Here is an 18,487-nt window from a genome sequence, read left to right as displayed (position 1 = left end):
AATCAGAATTTTGAATATCGCTGAAATTAGGTAAATCGATTGTTTTAATCCATGAAAAAAATTATAAGGAACTAATATATCCTTAATGAACTATAGGGCAATATAGTTCATTAAGAATACTATGTTATGCGACAAACGCGTTAGGCTAAATTATCAAACTTAGTATTGTCTTTTTGGGTAATATTGATAACGCTATTGTTTTTTGAACTTCCAGTCTTAGATGGGGGTTCCTATTTATTTGGGATGTTTGGGTTTTATTAAGTGAAACGAATTTGATGGAGCATGGGGAAGTGAGTAGTGAAAATTCGTATCACGGCACGTAACTGGAGTGGGAACATTTACTCCGCATTCTCCAGTTCCCACATCAACACAAAAACATGATTCGATACGCCATTTTTCAGTTCCAACACATGAGGCTCTCCTTCAGGACACAAGTGCCAATATCATTATATTGATGATTTAGAGTGGCTACTGGCTGCAAATCTGAGCCGTCATTACCCCTCCTATCAGTATGGCAATTATAAATACTTACGCTACTATAGCCCACTGTGGGCGGAGGAGTTGGACCTGACGGAGTGGAAACTGATCCAGTAGCTGGCGGTCCAACATTTACTTTTGCACATTGTAACCCAAAAATATTTGACCATTTTCGAATTTTGGCCCCTTTCTCCCTCAACCCTCGATTTACACCACAACAATAATTTATTTTTCGTTTGTTCATAGTCTACTTCTCCTTAGAACATTACCTACCACTGACCAGTATCCTGATACTACATTAGAGTATGTTCGTATGATCATTAAATCAAGTTATGGGCTGGCAGCTGCTCTTCTGCATCCTAATATCAATGGCCTACCAATATGGACTTCCATTTCTTTTTGTTATTTATATATAATGCATTACAGTAACTTCCGTAAAGAAAATTGACATGGTACCCTAAACAAACCATCCCAATGAGCGAGCGATGAGTTCTTTAAAACGAATGCAGCGATGAAATGCCTTGGTAACATCAACTATTTTCGTTAGGTATCATGTGATAAGGAATCTAAATTAAAACGGATACTCATTTAATCCTGTGCCGAAAAGATCGAATTCAGGATCTTTTGTCTGAGTTATTGGAGGGGCGTCGGATTGTTCATTAGGTGAGCTGATGGCAGCTTCACCTTCAACTGACTCTATATAGGTTCCGTAATTCTCTTTATTCAATGGGTTATCAAGCATACTTATATTCATCTCCTTTTTCATCAGATTAACGTAATTATTAATTCACTATATATTTTAATTTTATGCTAAAAGATATGATGATGACTTAAATTAGTTGAGCAAAACCTTACAGATATTATTCAGAATTTCAACAAGGAAATTACGAATTTGCTATGATCCATGAATCTATTATGAGTTAAAAAATATTCGGTTAGAACATATTCATGACGTTATACATGTATTGCAATGGGTGAAAATTCACCTTTTTATACTTCGTTAAAGACTAATATACGTTAGCGATGATAAAAGAAATGATGTAATAATAATGGCGATAAGTGGACGTATTGCTTTGGTACGTAATTCTTTCAGGCTAATATTTAATCCTAATCCGGTCATTGACATGGTTAACATAAATGATGTGAACCCTGCAATATCAGACATCACTTTTTGCGATACCATAACCTTATTACCAATGATATAGCTCCCCACAAAACTCATAACGATAAAGCCAATTAAAAACCATGGAAACTCGAATCTTGCCTCCCCTTCTATTTTTCCTTTCGTTTTCATCAAAAACATGAGGATAAAGCAAACCGGAATCAATAGGAATACTCGTGTAAGTTTGGCAAGTAATGCGTGAGCAAGAGCATCTTGGCCTGCCGGTGCAGCAGCTAAAGCAACATGGCCTATCTCGTGTAGGCTGATTCCAACCCAATTTCCGTAGTTCATAGGACCAATAGATAAAATAGGATATATTAACGTATAGATTATTGAAAACACTGTGCCGACTAATGCGATGATGCCTACTCCCATAGCCGTATCTTCATCTTTTGCTTTAATAATTGGCGATACGGCCGCGATGGCAGCCGCACCACAAATGCCTGTGCCGACACTTAATAATAAAGAAAGATTAAAATCTGCCTTCAGCCATTTTGCAATGATCATAAGAACAACAATTGAAAAAATGATCGTTATTGTCCCTCTAAGCAATAGAGGGAAACCCTGATGAAATATCACAATCATGTTAAGCTTTAATCCATAAAGTATGATGGCAAATCTCAATAGTTTTTTTGATGAAAAATGAATACCAGTACGTAATTTTTCCGGATATCCAAAAACCTGTCTATAAACCACAGCTAGTAAAATGGCACACGCAAGAGGTCCAATATGATTTAAACCTGGTAACGCTGCCAAAATAAAACCTAACACGGCTATGATGAATGTAAAACCAATTCCAGAAACCAAAGATACATTTAGCTTTTTTGCCGCTTTTTTCTGCTCATTTGGACTGGGAGTTATTAACGCTTTTTGTTCCAATGTTTTTCAACCCCTTATTTGGATTATTTGTAATTTATCGTAACTAATGATTTACAATAAGGAAAATAAATGATTATTATAGTTATAATAAGTAAATAAGATAGTCAGAAGGGGAACATATGGATCAACTATTATCTGTATTTATATCTGTAGCTGATAAAAGAAACTTTTCCAGAGCAGCAGAAGAGCTTCATATGACTCAGCCTGCAGTCAGCCAGCAAATTCAACAATTGGAAAAACATATAGGATCAAAGCTGCTTCTGCGAACAAACAAATCTGTACAGCTAACTAAAGCAGGAGAAATAGTCTATTTACATGCTAAAGAAATAACAGGTTTATATAAACGAATGTCAATATTGGTGAATGAATTAAATAACGAGCCAACAGGACCATTAAAAATTGGTGCCAGCTATACCTTTGGAGAATATGTATTACCACATATACTTGCAAGGATGAAAAACCTATTTCCTAATATCTTCCCTTCGGTACAGATTGGCAACACAAGGGATATTGCCAGAGCAATCACAAGTCATGAGATCGATGTAGGAATTGTAGAGGGGGAAATTTCTCTTAGAAATATATATATAAAATCCGTTTCCACCGACCAAATGTATATCGTGGCAGGGGGTAAATATCCAATTTATTTCAATAAGGAAGTTACACTAAGACAGGTAGAACAAGAGAATTGGATTGTCCGTGAAGAAGGTTCTGGTACAAGAGAGGCAACAGAAACATTATTTCAATCTTTACAAATACGTCCTTCCAAGTTAATGGAGTTCGGCAGCACACAACTTATAAAAGAAGCAGTTGAAGCCGGGCTTGGCATTAGTTATTTATCTGAACTTACTGTTAAAAAAGAAAGAATGCTTGGTACCATTCAAGTATTAAATGTCAAAGGGACACCAATAAAAAGAAATTTTTCAGTTATAACAGAATCTGTGGAATTGCATACGAAATCTATGAACTTATTTATTGAGTTAATAGAAAAATATCTAAAGAACCAATTATTGCAATAGCTCTATTTTATAAATTAATAAAAAGACAAAGCTCTTTACTGGGGCTTTGTCTTTTTATTTAGAACTTAAAGTTGATGTAGAAATCATAAAATAGCCCCTCCTGTTATCCTGGAATTCCTTCTAAATATTATTAATACTTACATACAAATTAAAATCTTTAATTTTATTTAATTTTTATTTATGAGTATACTTAAAATGTAATAATATTTAAAAAATTCAAAATAGTAGGCATTCAAAGCCTCCTATGTGAGAAAAGGGGTGGAATACATTTAATGAGGTATAACTTAAACGAAAATTTAAAAAGAAGCGCAAGTAATTTCCCAGAAAGTATCGCTTATTTCTTTAGAGATAAAACTGTTACTTATCAAGAACTAAATCAGAAGGTGGATCGATTGGCTGTTGGTCTGTATGTACAAGGAATTAGGAAGGGAGATGGAGTGGCTCTTATTTTAGGAAATAGCCCTGAATTTCTCATTGCGTACTACGGTATTTTACGGCTTGGTGCTTTCGTTGTTCCGATCAATCCTTTGTATACCCAAGGGGAAATCAACTACTTTTTAGACAATAGTCAAGCCAAAGCGGTCATTGCCCATGTATCTGTAGAACCGAAGTTATCAGAAGTAAAAAAGCAATTGGAAAATCTGAAACTTGTGGTTTATACCGAAGCCACGGATCAGGAATCGACATGGGAGCATCTCATGGAAACAAGCACAAGCATTAATGTTTACGAAAGCCCCTACATTGATGAGGAAGACCTTGCAGTCATACTATACACATCAGGAACTACCGGGAAACCCAAGGGTGCAATGTTAACGCATCGAAACTTGGGTTCAAATGCGGACTCCATTTCAAAATTACTAGAACTCGATGTTAATGATCGTATCGTAGCTGTTCTGCCAATGTTCCATGTATTCTGTATGACAGTTTGTCTGAATGCGCCAATTGCTTGTGGAGCAACAGTCCTGATCCAGCCTAAATTCAGCCCTCATGACGTGGTCACCACCATTCGGGAAAAAAAAGCAACCGTGTTTGCTGGAGTACCTACAATGTACAGTTTTATCAATCAATTGCTTGAAGCGATTGCGGAGGATTTCCAATCTATACGCATGTGCATCTCAGGAGGTGCCTCGATTCCGGCAGAGCTGTTGCATACATTTGAAAACAAGTTTAATGTTTCTATCTTGGAAGGATATGGGCTTTCGGAAACTGCTCCTCTCGTCGCTATTAATCCTTTAAAAGGGACTCGTAAGCCAGGTTCTATCGGCTTGAATATTCCAGCTGTCCAAAGCAAAGTTGTAGATGAATTCGGAAAAGAATTGCCGAGAGGAGAAGTCGGAGAATTAGTTGTTCAAGGGCCAAATGTAATGAAGGGATATTTGGGGATGCCGGAAGGTACTTCAGCTGCTTTTAATGACGGGTGGTTTTACACTGGTGATCTCGCAACAATGGATGAAGAAGGATACATCTATATTGTTGACCGCAAGAAGGACATTATTATCGTTGGAGGTTACAATGTATATCCTCGTGAAGTGGAGGAAGTCCTGTATCAACATCCTGCTGTGGTAGAGGCGGCCGTAATCGGAGTCCCCGATGGGGAATACGGTGAAAAAGTTAAAGCTTTTGTCGCAGTCAAGGATGAGCAGATCACCATGAATGACATTATTCAATTCTGTCAGGATAAGCTGGTGAAATACAAGCTTCCTAAACGAGTAGAATTTTTTAAAGAGTTGCCTAAGAACTCAACAGGAAAGATTTTGCGGAGAGAGTTAAGAGAATTGACTGAAGTGAAGTAAGAAATGAACCAACTTACTAAAGGGGGATTAACTATGTCAACCATTTTAAAGGAAAAAGTTAAAGGGCAAGTAGCGTGGAAAGGCACTGACCTGGCTAAAGATAATTCATGGGTTTATCATTTGTCTGAAAAAACAATTGCCTCGCTTGAGAACGCTTTAGTTCAAGTTAAACAAAAGGGTTTAAAAGCACCAGATTTTAACAAAGAGGATTTTCCGATTCCTGATATTTATGAAGAAATCGTTTACTTTGTTGAAGAGCTGGAGAATGGGAGAGGGTTTCTATTAATTCGTGGATTACCCATTGAAAGGTATACAGATGAAGAAGCAAGCATCATTTACTGGGGTCTCGGACTTCACATGGGCATTCCGGTATCGCAAAACGCAAATGGTGACCTCTTAGGGCACGTCAAAGATCAAGGTTTTAGCTTAGAAAATTCTAATGTACGTGGTTACCAAACGAAACTGCATCTTCCATTTCATGCTGATGGATCTGATGTTGTTGGATTATTAAGCCTAAGAAAAGGAAAATCTGGAGGTCACAGCAGTATCATCAGTTCGATGACTGTTTACAATGAAATTCTGGAGAAGAACCCAGAATATCTAGGAGTTCTCTGTCGTCCATTTTACTTTGATCGTCGTGGAGAGGAAGCGCCGGGAGAACCTCCAGTATTTACATCATCAATCTTTAATTATTATGATGGTAAACTGAGCTGTAGATATGTCCGTTTATTTATCGAATCAGCCCAAGCAAAAACAGGCATCCAATTGTCAAAAGTGGAAATTGAAGCATTAGACCTACTGGATTCACTCCTTCATGATGAGAATTTACATTATAACATGATGTTGGAGCCAGGTGATATGCAGTTCGTCAATAATTATACGATTCTTCACTCACGTACTCAATACGAAGACCATGAAGAGCCGGAACGCAAACGTCATCTTTTAAGATTGTGGCTCACGATGCCAAATGGCCGGGAAATTTCCCCGGAATTCGCGATGTTTATTGACGAAAATACGGGTAAGCCAGGTCGCGGCGGCGTACCGCAACGTAAAACGACATCTGGAGGTATTGTAGAAACCCTGAAGTGATTTTTTATAAAACGTTTAGTAAGAACGAGTGGGAACACCTTTTCAAAGGTCAGAAAAAGGTGTTCCTTATATAGGAAAACGTGGGGAGATTTACATGACAAGCACTCCAAAATATTCTTGGATTATCTTATTATTTCTAGTTCTTAGCGGGATGATCAACCAAGTGGATAAAATAATTATTGGTTTGGTTTCCGTTCCTTTAATGAAAGAGTTACATTTAAGTCCATCGCAATGGGGAGTCGTAGGAAGTTCTTTCTTTTGGTTCTTTACCTTCTCCTCTATTATTCTTGGCGGCATGGCTGATTCGAAAAACACGAAAAAAATGTTAACTTGGATGTCGTTGGTTTGGTTGATCGTTCAATTTTTCACCCCTTTCGTTAGCAGTTTGTCTATGCTTTTGTTAACCAGAATGATTTTGGGAGCTGGTGAAGGTCCTGCACCCGCTCTATCCACGGCAATCATGGGAAAGTGGTTCCCGAAACATAGGCACGGCATCGGCTTTGGTGCGGTTCTATTAGGAACGACAGGGGGATCTGCAATCGCTTCACCATTATTAATCTCCTTGATTGATCATTATGGATGGAGATCTGCATTTATAGCGATGGGTATTCTGGGACTGATCGTGCTGGTTTTATGGATGATTTTCGGTAAAGAAAGTCCTCAAGAAATCGGCTGGCCGTCGATACAGCAAAAGGAACAGCAATCATCCAGCCTCTCTAAAGTTTCTTGGAGCCAGTTTCTTCCGCATCTATTATCTAAAAATTTTATATTAATCGTTATGTGTGGAGGGTGTGCCTATTGGTTATTGTCCGTACAAGCGGTATGGCTTCCGGCCTATTTTACCAAAATTCAACATTTTAATGGTCAAACATTAAAATTAGCCGTGTCTTTACCTTTTCTTTTTGCAGCCTTTTTCCAATTAGGAGTCGCCATTCTATCAGATCGGCTCTATCGAAAAACCAGAGATATTCGTAAAGCAAGAATAAATCTTGCCGGTATAACGATGATGTTATCCGCTCTATGTTTATACTTAGCAAATGCCGCGAATTCCACTGCAATGTCCATATTGTTCTTCACCCTTGCCCCGGGATTTGCGTATGTCATTCTTTCACTCGCACCCGCAATATTGATGGAGTTTTTTTCTCCCAAGAATATTGGAAAGGCACAAGGGACGTTCATTGCACTTGCGAGTTCTACAAGTATTATTGCTCCACTCGTATTTGGCTATCTTATTCAAAATGCAGCGACTGAGGCTATCGGATACGGATATGCATTTAAAGCCTCTTCTTTAGGGATGCTCATTATCGGATTATTGTTTTGGATCGGTGTACGTCCCGCAAAGGAAAGCCACACAATAATTGAAACAGATGAGCAAGTGAGTACTTAAGAGATATAAACGTAGATCGAAAGTTTCTTAGTAAGATAAAATTAATTTGATAATAATTTACAAATGTTAATTTCATTTAATTAATAATAATAAGTGTACAGCGTGAATTCGAAATATTTTGTCTATTATGGTGAGTTAACAAATATAAAGGAGGAATATGTATGTCCGTTATTTTAAGGGAAAAAATTCAAGGGCGTTCAGCGTGGAGAGGTATCGAACTAGCAAAAGATGATTCATGGATTTATTATTTGTCAGATAAAACCCTTGCAACTCTTGATAAGGCTGTATCACATGTTCAACAAAAAGGGTTAAAGGCACCAAATTTTAACAAGGAAGATTTCCCAATTCCTGATCTCGCAGATGAAATTGCCTATTTTGTTGACGAGCTGGAGAATGGGAGAGGTTTTCTATTGATTCGTGGATTACCAATGGATCAATATACTGACGATGAAGCTAGTTCTATTTACTGGGGTCTTGGACTTCACTTGGGCCTACCGATCATCCAAGGAAAAAAGGGTGAACTCTTAGGGCATATCAAAAACATGGGTAAAGACTTTAATGATAATACAACAGTAAGGGGTTACCAAACGAATGTACGTCTTGACTATCACACAGATCTCGCTGATGTTGTCGGATTACTATGTCTTCGTAAAGCGAAATCAGGCGGTTTAAGCAGCATCGCTAGTGCGATGTCCATCTATAATGAAATTCTGGATAATCACCCAGAGTACCTTGAAATTCTCTATCGTCCATTCGCCCATGATCTTCGAGGGGAAGAAGCGCCAGGTCAATCTCCAGTAGTTCCATCACCAATCTTTAGCTATTACGATGGTAAATTAAGCTGCAGATATATGCGTCAATATGTCGAATCAGCACAAACGAAAACAGGTATCTCTTTGTCGAAAGAGGAAATCGAAGCATTTAATTTTATAGATTCCCTTACTGCTGATAAAAACTTTCATATTGATATGATGATGGAACCAGGTGATATGCAATTCGTTAATAATTATACCGTTTTTCATTCACGTACACTATTTGTAGATTATGAAGAAGATGACCGCAAACGTCATTTATTAAGATTGTGGCTCATGATGTCAAATGGCCGAAAAATTGCTCCAGGTTTCGAGTTTTATATAGGAGGAGCTCCTTTAATTAGATAAAAACCGGTGGTGATAATAGTCACCAATATTTCTTGCATGGTGATTTTATTCAAGGAAAATAATGAATAAAATCACCATTTTATGTTTTTATTTTGAAGTGAGAGTTTCGTGACAGGACTAATGGTTTCTCATATAGACTGGATAATTTAAAAATAACCTGAAGTGAGGATGATGTTTTTTGGCAAATTTAGATCCGCAAGCAGAAATATATTTACAAGCATATAATCATCTGCCACCTATTCATACGATGGATCATAAGTCAGTAAGAGCGATGCTTTCTAAAGCACCGCGTCCTGCTGTAAAATTAGAACCGATTTCAAAAGTTGAGGATTTCATGATTCCGGTAAGCCAGGATGAAAAAATCAAATGTAGGGTATATATACCGGAAGGGCAAGGTCCTTTCCCTCTATTTATTTACTACCATGGTGGAGGATGGGTTCTAGGAGACATTGAATCAACGGATGCAAGCTGCCGAATGATAGCGAATCGAACGGAAAGTATTGTTGTATCCGTAAACTATCGTCTTTCTCCAGAGTATAAGTTTCCGACTCCAGTAGAAGACGCCTATTCTGCATTGCAATGGGTTTTTGAAAAAGGGACTTCATTTAACGGAGAAGTTTCTCGATTGGTAGTTGGAGGGGATAGCGTAGGTGGAAATCTAGCGACTGTAGTTACGATGATGGCGAGAAACAAAAAAGGTCCAAACATCACTGCACAGGTATTAATCTATCCTTCGACAAATCTTGAGTTCAATACGGAATCCCATCGAACGTTTGCAAAAGGATTTGGACTTGATCGCGAGCAGTTGATTTGGTTCCGAAATCATTATTTAAGGAATAATGAGGACAGGTGTAATGAGTATGCTTCCCCCTTGGTCGCTCAAGATTTAAGTGGTCTCCCGCCAGCACTTGTTATTACAGCGGAAAATGATGTACTTCGGGATGAAGGAATGGCCTATGCTGAACGTCTGAAAGATTTTGGTGTTCAAGTTGAATATGAATGTGAAACCGGGATGGTCCACGGTTTTTTTGTACAAATGTCCATTTTCTCAAAGAACATAGAATTGACTGTTTCTAAGATCGAGAAGTTCTTGAGTTCCTTAAAATATACAATAGGGATAGATTGAAAGAAAATGTTCTAAATGAAGCGAGCCTCAGAATTTAGTGAGGCTCGCTTTTTAAAATAACCTATTTAATTTTCAAATGGAAATTATTGATAATCAACGAAACAGTAACAATATCAACTCTAGGCATTTAGTAATAAACGGTATTTCCGATTCCACCGGTTACCGAAATGACATCGCCAGTTATCGATGCAGCCAAAGGTGAGGCTAGGAAGGTCACGACATAAGCAATTTCTTCTGGTGTAATCAAGCTGCCGAGGGCATTCATTGATGCTGCCTGGCGTATAGTTTCCTCATTAGTGACACGGCCTCTAAATGTTTCCGTATCGACTATCCCTGGATAAACAGCATTGACAGTAATTCCGTGCTTTCCTAATTCTATCGATGCGGATTTTGTCATATGGACAACAGATGCATTACGAGGACCGGAACTAAAATAATTGCCGCCAATTCTAGCTGCCAGACCACTTATATTGATAATACGTCCCCAATTATTTTGGATCATATAAGGAGCAACAGCCCGGACACAACGAAAATAGCCCATATACTTTTCTTCAAAATCTTTCAAGATAAGTTCGTCTTTAATGCTGTTAAAGTCCTCTGGTTCATGGCCCCCAACACGGGCTCCACTGTTGATTAAAATATCAATGCTTCCCATTTCTGCTGCTGATTTTTCAACTAAGTTTAGGATGGAGTCAGGATCATTAGTATCTGCCACGATTGGATAAATATTTCTGTTGGTTTCTTTGGATAATTCGTTTGCTGCATTCTTTAGTGAAGATTCGTTTCTTGAACAAATCGTACAATCCACACCTTCCAAAGCCAACTGACGGGCAATAGCTTTACCAATCCCCCTGCTTCCCCCAACGATAAGTGCTTTTTTTCCAGATAATTTTAAGTCCATAGTTAAACCTCCTGTTTCGAATTAACTTGTATAAGACTCTGCTTGAAAGTGATTTATTGGAATATTTAATCATTTCTATCTTTGATTCTACCTATAAATGATAATTATATAAAATTAAAGATTTTAAATTGCACTTAAGTTTTATTAATATAATGATATGTGTTGTAAAATTGCATGTATAAGGGGGTTGTATTTTCCATTTATTAGTAATATTTATTTGTAAATTAAAAATTTTAATTTTATTTAACTGAAAATTATGAATATAATTAACAGAATAACATTTATAACAGTCAGAAGTTATTTAAAGCGCTTTCATGAAAAGAAAGGGGGGAACAAGGAACATCATTTATTAAGCAATAATTTTTTGTATAAGGGTTTTAAAGATAATTGCAGTCGCTTTTAAAGTAGGAAAACAGCCCAAACTTTAGTACTATAGTTAAATTTCAATAGAAAACGAAGGAGGATTCTCAGTGCCGTCTATTTTAAAGAAAAAAATTCAAGGACCAGTAGCTTGGAAAGGTATTGATTTGGCTAAAGATGATTCATGGATTTATTATTTGTCAGAGAAAACGATTGCAGATCTTGAAAGCGCTTTATTCTATGTAAAACAAAAAGGGTTAAGGGCACCTGATTTTAACAAGGAGGACTTTCCAATTCCGGAGCTTTCTGACGAAATAGCCTACTTTATAGACGAGCTGGAAAATGGGAGAGGTTTTCTATTAATTCGTGGCTTACCAATTGAAAAGTATACAGATGAAGAAGCAAGCATCATTTACTGGGGTCTCGGAGTCCACCTGGGCATCCCGGTAACGCAAAACGCAAAGGGTGATCTATTAGGACATGTTGTTGACCAAGGTCTCGACATTAATGATTCAAATGTACGTGGTTACCAAACGAATGCTCATCTTCCCTTTCACCCAGATGGATCTGACGTAGTCGGATTATTAAGTCTTCGAAAAGCTAAATCTGGCGGTTATAGTAGTATCGTAAGTTCCATCGCGGTTTACAATGAAATTCTGGATAGGTACCCAGAGTATCTTGGAATTATCTATCTTCCATATTTCTTGGATCGTCGTGGTGAGGAAACACCAGGTGAATCTCCTGTTTATTCATCACCAGTCTTTAGTTATTACGAAGGTAAATTAAGCTGCAGATATAACCGCGGATATGTCGAATCAGCACAAGCGAAAACAGGTAAATATTTGTCAAAAGTTGAAACTGAAGCATATGACTTAATAGATTCCCTCTTATATGATGAAAACATGCATATTGATATGATGATGGAACCGGGTGATATGCAATTTGTTAATAATTATACTGTTCTTCATTCACGTACTGTATACGAAGACTATGAAGAACCCGAACGCAAACGTCATTTATTAAGATTGTGGCTCACGATGCCAAATGGGCGAGAAATTGCGCCAGACTTTGCGATGTTCATTGATGAGAAAACAGGGAAAGCGGGTCGCGGCGGTATTCCTGTACGTGAAAAAACAGCTGGAGGTATTGCAGAAAAAATGAGGTAATGTGTTTAATAAATATAAAGAGTTTAGACGAGGTTAAACACGGAAGATTTACCATTAAAAACTTTTAAAACACCAATTGATTCATGTTAACGGAATAGAAGGGGAGATTATTAATTTGAAAACACCTAAATATTCTTGGATCATATTATTAATTCTTGTAGCTTCAGGCATGATCAACCAGGTTGATAAAATTATCATTGGTTTGGTTTCTGTTCCTCTAATGAAAGAGTTACATTTAAGTCCTTCACAATGGGGAATGGTCGGCAGTTCGTTCTTTTGGTTCTTTACCTTTTCCTCTTTCATTCTAGGGGGAATGGCCGATTCAAGAAATACGAAAAAAATGTTTACTTGGATCTCGTTTGTATGGTTGATTGTTCAATTTACCACACCTTTTGTTTCCAGTCTGTCTCTGCTAGTAATCACAAGAATGGTCTTGGGAGCAGGAGAAGGTCCTGCCGTTGCTATATCAACTTCAATAATAGGAAAATGGTTCCCTAAACATAGACATGGTATAGGTTTTGGCGCTGTTCTCTTTGGAGCAACAATCGGGCCCGCGATTGCTTCGCCATTATTAATCTCCTTGATCAATGGATATGGATGGAGATCTGCTTTTATAGCAATGGGGATTGTTGGACTATTGGTGCTAGTTTTATGGTTGATTCTTGGAAAAGAAAGCCCAAAAGAAATCGGTTCGTATACTTTTGATCAAGAAGATAAGGACTCAATAATTTCTTCCAATGTTTCTTGGCGTCAGTTTCTTCCGTATCTTATATCTAAAAATTTTATTTTTATCGTTTTGTGTGCAGGTTGTGCCTATTGGTTATTGTCCGTTCAAGCGGTATGGTTTCCTGCATATTTTACCGAAATTCAACATTTTGATGGGAAAATGTTAAAACTTGCAGTGTCTTTACCCTTTCTTTTTGCTGCCATTTGCCAAATTGTATTTGCCTTGTTATCGGATAGGATTTATCGCAAAACAGGAGATATTCGTAAAGCACGAATAAATGTTGCAGGGATTACGATGGTGCTATCCGCTATTTGTTTATTTCTTGCAAGTTCCTTTAATTCTAGTGCTATCTCCATTCTATTCTTCATCCTTGCTCCGGGTCTTGCGGTTGTTATTCTTTCACTGGCACCCGCCATATTAATGGAATTCTTTTCTCCCAAAAACATTGGAAAGGCTCAAGGGTCCTATGTTGCTCTATCAAGTTCAGCAAGCATCATTGCTCCGCTCATATTCGGGTATTTTATCCAGTATGCAGGAAGTGAGGCAATTGGATATCGTTATGGCTTCCAAGTAACTTCTTTGGTCATGTTCGTAATCGGATTATTGTTTTGGAACATTGTCCGCCCCGCGAACCGAAGTCAAACAACGGTAAAACCTGAGGAACAAGTTATTGTATAAAAATCATTATAGGTGAATCAAGGAGGGAAATAAACTATGTGTAAAAATGAAAAGGCCATTTCCGAGATGGACTGTTGTGTATTGTGTCATGAAGAATTAGCTATTGTGGAGCAAAATCGGAGTAAGTGCTGGAGTTGTCAGGATAAGATATCCGAGACTTACGCTGATGATCATATTAAAGTGGAGGATTAAGTAAATGAAAGTTTAATTTTATTTAATTAATACTTATGAGTGTAATCTATATTTTTAAAAATTCTAATGATTAAGTTAATAATGCAGGGAGTGAAAATATTGGCTGTGCAAGGAAAGTTAAACACAACATTTCTTGAAGCGATTCAAGATATTCAAGATGGTGCAACCATCATTGTTGGTGGGTTTGGTCTGACGGGGATTCCCGAGAATCTAATTCTAGCATTGCGTGAAAAAGGAACAAAGGACCTAACGATTGTCAGTAACAATTGTGGGGTGGATGATTGGGGACTGGGTTTACTGCTTGCCAATAAACAGATTAAGAAAATGGTGGCAAGCTATGTAGGTGAGAACAAGATTTTTGAAAAGCAATTTTTAAGTGGAGAATTGGAAGTAGAGCTTGTTCCCCAGGGTACACTGGCGGAAAGAATTCGGGCAGGAGGAGCAGGCATCCCTGGATTCTATACGCCGACTGGCGTGGGTACACCGATTGCAGAGGGCAAAGAGCACCGATTATTTAATGGCAGAACGCACGTTCTTGAAGAAGGGATTGTTGGGGATTTTGCCTTCGTCAAGGCATGGAAAGGTGAACCGTTAGGAAATCTTGTTTACCGGAAGACAGCGCGGAATTTTAATCCACTCGCAGCAACGGCCGGCAGGATTACGATTGCCGAAGTGGAGCAAATGGTTGAAGTGGGCGCTCTTGATCCGGATGAGATTCATACACCTGGGATATATGTTCAAAGGATATTGGAAGGGAAAAATTATGTGAAAAGAATTGAACGCCGTACCGTCATACCTACTTAACTTACCTTTAGGGTAACTTACCGCAAAAATTACATTGCAATTTTTCAGGAGGATTAACTGTATGGAAACCAGGACAAAAATCATTAAGCGTGCGGTTCAAGAGATTCAAAATGGGATGAACGTGAATCTGGGAATTGGAATGCCTACTTTACTTGCGAACGAAATACCGAAAGAATTACATGTATTATTGCAATCAGAAAATGGGTTGCTTGGCATCGGACCTTATCCAGTTGAGGGGATGGAAGATCCTGATCTTATTAACGCAGGGAAAGAAACGGTTACAGCGGTAATCGGTGGATCTTTCTTTGACAGTGCTGAGTCTTTTGCCATGATTCGTGGGGGACACATTGATCTGGCTATCTTGGGAGGTATGGAGGTTTCCGAACGAGGTGACTTGGCAAATTGGATGATTCCGGGAAAATTGGTCAAAGGGATGGGAGGTGCGATGGATCTTGTGCATGGTGCCAAAAGAATTGTGGTCATAATGGAGCACACCAATAAATACAATGAATCCAAAATCAAAAAAAGCTGTTCCCTTCCATTGACAGGTCAAAAGGTGGTAAATCGACTGATTACTGACTTGGCTGTATTTGATTTCACTCCAGAGGGAATGATTCTCGTAGAAACTCAAGAAGGTGTTTCACTTGATGAAGTGATAGAAAAGACGGAGGCTTCCTTTACAATCAGCGCCTATTTGACATGTAGTAAAGGGGATCGCCAAAAGACTTCTATTACAAGGTAAAGAGATAACACTGCACATTCCTGTTAAGGTAGAGATAGAATTGTAATAAGAGAAGCTTTTCCGCCCACCTTGAGACGAAGAACCTTCTCTTTTTTTCTTTTTAATTCGTAATTATTTCTGATTTTAAATAATGAATATATTTGTTGGCAAAAGTGGACAAATGTTTATTCTCTGATCGAACTAATCCTAAAGAAATATTTACAGTCGGATGATACATCAAATCAATTGGAACGATATCGCCATTAATGATAAGGGGGGAATTTTTCATTACGAAATCAGGAGCAAATGTAATTGCCAAGTTTTCATTGATGGCTTGGAGAACTCCATCCATATTATTTGAAGTAAATAAGATTTTCAAGGGCTTATATTTCTGAAAGAAATCTTGTACAAAATACTGCATGAATTCACCCTTATACGTAACGAGAGTTTGATCAAGTATATCATGCGGAGTTATAGTGCCAAGAATGGCTAAGGGAGAATGCTTAGAAACATATACTTTCTGCTTTCCTTCGATTAATGCTTCAAAAGCTATTCCTTCCATGTTTATGTTCAAATCACTTGAATACGTAATCAGTCCAATGTCAGTCTTATGCTGTCGAACATCTTCAATTACAGCAGATCCACTTTTATCGGCAACCTCCAAATTCACGTGCGGATAATCATGTCTAAACGATGCTATCGCTTTTACCAGGAACGTCATCAATCCGGGTAATGACGAAATTTTTAGTTCCCCCACTTCCGTGGAGTTTAATAAGTTAGCAGTCACTTTTATTTCCTCAAGTTTTTTTTGTACTTCATAGGCGAGTTTCAGAATGATTCTTCCTTCATCGGTTGGAACAGCGCCGTGTCCCCGTGACCGCTTAAGAACTTTAATCCCCAGCTCCTTTTCCAAGTTGGTTATGGACTGACTGATGTTGGATTGAGTCACATGTAGATTCTGTGCTGCGATGGACAGGGAACTGTATTTTGCGACTTCCACGATATATAGTAATTGTTCAATATTCATGACCGTTCTCCTTTTTTATATTAGTAATACTTACTTACCAAATTAAAATCTTTAATTTTATTTAATTATAATTTATTAGTATAATCAATATCAATAATATTTAAAAATATTTGAATATTCAAAAAAACAGGAGGAGGATTTGAATGTCATTAAACCAATTGTTTGAATTAAATGGTAAGACAGCAATCGTTACCGGAGGAGGCAGCGGGTTAGGGCGTGTAATGGCACTGGCGTTGGCAGAAGCCGGAGCAAACGTTGTAGTATGTTCACGGCGTTTAGAGGTTTGCGAAGCAGTTGTAAAAGAAATCGTGGCGTTAGGAAGACAGGCACTTGTTCTATCAGTGGATGTCACAGATCAGGAATCTGTCGTTCAAGGTGTGGAGAAAGCAGTTTCTCATTTTGGGAAAATCGAAATTTTAGTCAATAGCAGCGGAACAGTTTTTGAGTCTCCTGCTACTGATATGCCTTTAGAACAATGGCAAGCTATGCTGGATACAAATGTGACAGGAACATTCTTGATGTGTCAGGCAGTTGGAAAACATATGATTAATAACGAATACGGTAAAATTATTAATATTTCTTCCAGTATCGGCTTTAAAGGTGTTGACCCGGAAGCTGTAGATTCTGTCGGATATACGACTAGTAAGGGTGCAGTCATGACTTTAACGAAGGACCTTGCAGTTAAGTGGGGCCGACATGGAGTGTACGTAAATTCAATTGCCCCTGGAGTTTTCACTACAGGAATGAATAACCCAGAAATACCGGGAACTCTTGTACACAAAGCAGGCCCTTTCATTGCCTCACAAGTCCCAGTTAGAAGATTAGGCAGTGACAATGATGTGGTGGGTGCACTCCTTTACTTTGCCTCAGCAGCATCTGATTATTGTACTGGACATATTTTGACGCTTGATGGTGGACTTGGGGCTAAGTGAATTTCATTCAAATAACGTGAGTGCATAAATTAATCATACTTAATTGCAATTAAAAAATATCAATTTTACTTAACTGATAATTACAAATATACTGAAATTAATAAAGCCAAACTAGTTATCATGCTTACTGATGAAAGCGATAACAATATGCGGATTTATTAAATACTTATTGGAAGAGGGGATTTTAAGTGAGTAATTTAAAAGATGTAAAAGAGGTAGAAGTATTTCATGCAGGGAATGTTAGTGTAGATGAATTGCCTTGGATTCCATATTTTGGAGATTCTAAATTTAAATTGCTTAAAGCCAACCCTGTGACAGGACAGACGGTTACTTTATTAAGTGTTCCTGCGAAAATGCAACTTCCGGCCCATTTCCATCCTGGAACAGTCATTGTATATACCGTCCAAGGGACTTGGAGATATCTCGAGGAGCCTTGGATTTCCAAACCTGGTGACATGGTTTATGAGCCTGCAGGCTCCAAACATACGCCGATAGCTGTAGGGGATGAAGATGTTATCACCTTCAATATTGTAGAAGGAACATTAGACTATTTGGGTGAAGAAGGAGAAATTCTTGCCAGAGACAATTGGGAAACATTCCTGAAAAGATACTATGAACATTGCGCGGCTGAAGGAATTGAACCTATTGATGTGACAAAATTTTGATACTTAGATTCATAAAAAAAGGAGAAGTCCGGCGTCCACATGACCTAGAGGCTTCTCTTTTTTCTGGGCTTTTTAATTTAATATATTAGTAATAATAATTTATACATAATTTTTTTTAATTTTATTTTATTAAAACTAATAAGTATAATCATTAATATAACAATATTTTTATAATTTCTAATATTCAAACTTAACAGATAATAATGTTGGGAGGAATAATGATAA

The 18,487-nt window shown here is 37.8% G+C and carries 16 protein-coding genes; 12 read left to right on the top strand and 4 right to left on the bottom strand.

What is annotated here, in order from left to right; all coding sequences use genetic code 11:
• Window positions 1-1,048: 1,048 nt before the first annotated feature.
• Window positions 1,049-1,219, bottom strand: coding sequence for a hypothetical protein (locus ACQKNS_RS03880; protein WP_427641287.1), 171 nt, complete (start codon window positions 1,217-1,219; stop codon window positions 1,049-1,051).
• Between the two features lie 258 nt (window positions 1,220-1,477).
• Entirely contained in the window at window positions 1,478-2,518 is a 1,041-nt protein-coding gene (locus ACQKNS_RS03875; RefSeq protein ID WP_427641286.1) for a YeiH family protein, read from the bottom strand.
• 119 nt (window positions 2,519-2,637) lie between these two features.
• Here ACQKNS_RS03875 and ACQKNS_RS03870 point away from each other — a divergent pair, with 119 nt between their 5' ends.
• The 6 genes from ACQKNS_RS03870 (at window position 2,638) to ACQKNS_RS03845 (ending at window position 10,089) form a co-directional block, all read left to right on the top strand.
• Window positions 2,638-3,534 (top strand): LysR family transcriptional regulator, encoded by an 897-nt coding sequence (locus ACQKNS_RS03870; protein WP_427641285.1) that lies wholly within the window; start codon window positions 2,638-2,640, stop codon window positions 3,532-3,534.
• Window positions 3,535-3,806: 272 nt separating this feature from the next.
• Window positions 3,807-5,327, top strand: coding sequence for a long-chain-fatty-acid--CoA ligase (locus ACQKNS_RS03865; protein ID WP_427641284.1), 1,521 nt, complete (start codon window positions 3,807-3,809; stop codon window positions 5,325-5,327).
• A 33-nt stretch (window positions 5,328-5,360) separates the two neighbouring features.
• Window positions 5,361-6,416, top strand: a complete 1,056-nt coding sequence (locus ACQKNS_RS03860; RefSeq protein ID WP_427641283.1) for a TauD/TfdA family dioxygenase — start codon at window positions 5,361-5,363, stop codon at window positions 6,414-6,416.
• 94 nt (window positions 6,417-6,510) lie between these two features.
• Complete coding sequence (locus tag ACQKNS_RS03855; RefSeq protein ID WP_427641282.1) at window positions 6,511-7,803, top strand: MFS transporter; 1,293 nt, start codon at window positions 6,511-6,513, stop codon at window positions 7,801-7,803.
• A gap of 161 nt (window positions 7,804-7,964) precedes the next feature.
• A complete protein-coding gene (locus ACQKNS_RS03850) occupies window positions 7,965-8,963 on the top strand; it encodes a TauD/TfdA family dioxygenase (protein WP_427641281.1) in 999 nt (332 codons plus the stop codon).
• Between the two features lie 178 nt (window positions 8,964-9,141).
• Window positions 9,142-10,089: an alpha/beta hydrolase gene (locus tag ACQKNS_RS03845; protein ID WP_427641280.1), complete on the top strand. Its 948-nt coding sequence runs from the start codon at window positions 9,142-9,144 to the stop codon at window positions 10,087-10,089.
• Window positions 10,090-10,216: 127 nt separating this feature from the next.
• On the opposite strand, the gene ACQKNS_RS03840 is transcribed toward ACQKNS_RS03845, so the two are convergent.
• Window positions 10,217-10,990 (bottom strand): SDR family NAD(P)-dependent oxidoreductase, encoded by a 774-nt coding sequence (locus ACQKNS_RS03840; RefSeq protein ID WP_427641279.1) that lies wholly within the window; start codon window positions 10,988-10,990, stop codon window positions 10,217-10,219.
• A 470-nt stretch (window positions 10,991-11,460) separates the two neighbouring features.
• Between ACQKNS_RS03840 and ACQKNS_RS03835 the strand changes: the two genes are divergently transcribed.
• The 4 genes from ACQKNS_RS03835 (at window position 11,461) to ACQKNS_RS03820 (ending at window position 15,659) form a co-directional block, all read left to right on the top strand.
• Complete coding sequence (locus ACQKNS_RS03835; RefSeq protein WP_427641278.1) at window positions 11,461-12,516, top strand: TauD/TfdA family dioxygenase; 1,056 nt, start codon at window positions 11,461-11,463, stop codon at window positions 12,514-12,516.
• Between the two features lie 115 nt (window positions 12,517-12,631).
• Window positions 12,632-13,921, top strand: coding sequence for an MFS transporter (locus ACQKNS_RS03830; RefSeq protein ID WP_427641277.1), 1,290 nt, complete (start codon window positions 12,632-12,634; stop codon window positions 13,919-13,921).
• Between the two features lie 297 nt (window positions 13,922-14,218).
• On the top strand, window positions 14,219-14,917 hold the full coding sequence (locus ACQKNS_RS03825; protein ID WP_427642121.1) for a CoA transferase subunit A: 699 nt from the start codon (window positions 14,219-14,221) through the stop codon (window positions 14,915-14,917).
• A gap of 61 nt (window positions 14,918-14,978) precedes the next feature.
• Complete coding sequence (locus ACQKNS_RS03820) at window positions 14,979-15,659, top strand: 3-oxoacid CoA-transferase subunit B (protein WP_427641276.1); 681 nt, start codon at window positions 14,979-14,981, stop codon at window positions 15,657-15,659.
• Window positions 15,660-15,759: 100 nt separating this feature from the next.
• On the opposite strand, the gene ACQKNS_RS03815 is transcribed toward ACQKNS_RS03820, so the two are convergent.
• Window positions 15,760-16,665, bottom strand: a complete 906-nt coding sequence (locus tag ACQKNS_RS03815) for a LysR family transcriptional regulator (protein WP_427641275.1) — start codon at window positions 16,663-16,665, stop codon at window positions 15,760-15,762.
• A gap of 143 nt (window positions 16,666-16,808) precedes the next feature.
• On the opposite strand from ACQKNS_RS03815, the gene ACQKNS_RS03810 reads away from it, so the two are divergent.
• Together ACQKNS_RS03810 and ACQKNS_RS03805 are read left to right on the top strand one after the other, a co-directional pair.
• Window positions 16,809-17,597 (top strand): SDR family NAD(P)-dependent oxidoreductase, encoded by a 789-nt coding sequence (locus ACQKNS_RS03810; RefSeq protein WP_427641274.1) that lies wholly within the window; start codon window positions 16,809-16,811, stop codon window positions 17,595-17,597.
• Between the two features lie 188 nt (window positions 17,598-17,785).
• Window positions 17,786-18,262, top strand: coding sequence for a 2,4'-dihydroxyacetophenone dioxygenase family protein (locus ACQKNS_RS03805; RefSeq protein WP_427641273.1), 477 nt, complete (start codon window positions 17,786-17,788; stop codon window positions 18,260-18,262).
• The last annotated feature ends 225 nt before the right edge of the window (window positions 18,263-18,487 follow it).

Source organism: Peribacillus sp. NPDC094092 (assembly GCF_050279365.1).
In the GTDB taxonomy this organism is placed as follows: Bacteria; Bacillota; Bacilli; order Bacillales; family DSM-1321; genus Peribacillus.
The sequence above is the reverse complement of the archived record's forward strand: the minus strand, read 5'-3'. Positions and strand labels throughout refer to the sequence as shown.

Coding starts and splice junctions, on each gene's coding strand:
- ACQKNS_RS03865 (WP_427641284.1), top strand. CDS start 3,807: ATGAGGTATAACTTAAACGAAAATTTAAAAAGAAGCGCAAGTAATTTC.
- ACQKNS_RS03870 (WP_427641285.1), top strand. CDS start 2,638: ATGGATCAACTATTATCTGTATTTATATCTGTAGCTGATAAAAGAAAC.
- ACQKNS_RS03810 (WP_427641274.1), top strand. CDS start 16,809: ATGTCATTAAACCAATTGTTTGAATTAAATGGTAAGACAGCAATCGTT.
- ACQKNS_RS03855 (WP_427641282.1), top strand. CDS start 6,511: ATGACAAGCACTCCAAAATATTCTTGGATTATCTTATTATTTCTAGTT.
- ACQKNS_RS03880 (WP_427641287.1), bottom strand. CDS start 1,219: ATGCTTGATAACCCATTGAATAAAGAGAATTACGGAACCTATATAGAG.
- ACQKNS_RS03815 (WP_427641275.1), bottom strand. CDS start 16,665: ATGAATATTGAACAATTACTATATATCGTGGAAGTCGCAAAATACAGT.
- ACQKNS_RS03840 (WP_427641279.1), bottom strand. CDS start 10,990: ATGGACTTAAAATTATCTGGAAAAAAAGCACTTATCGTTGGGGGAAGC.
- ACQKNS_RS03860 (WP_427641283.1), top strand. CDS start 5,361: ATGTCAACCATTTTAAAGGAAAAAGTTAAAGGGCAAGTAGCGTGGAAA.
- ACQKNS_RS03820 (WP_427641276.1), top strand. CDS start 14,979: ATGGAAACCAGGACAAAAATCATTAAGCGTGCGGTTCAAGAGATTCAA.
- ACQKNS_RS03850 (WP_427641281.1), top strand. CDS start 7,965: ATGTCCGTTATTTTAAGGGAAAAAATTCAAGGGCGTTCAGCGTGGAGA.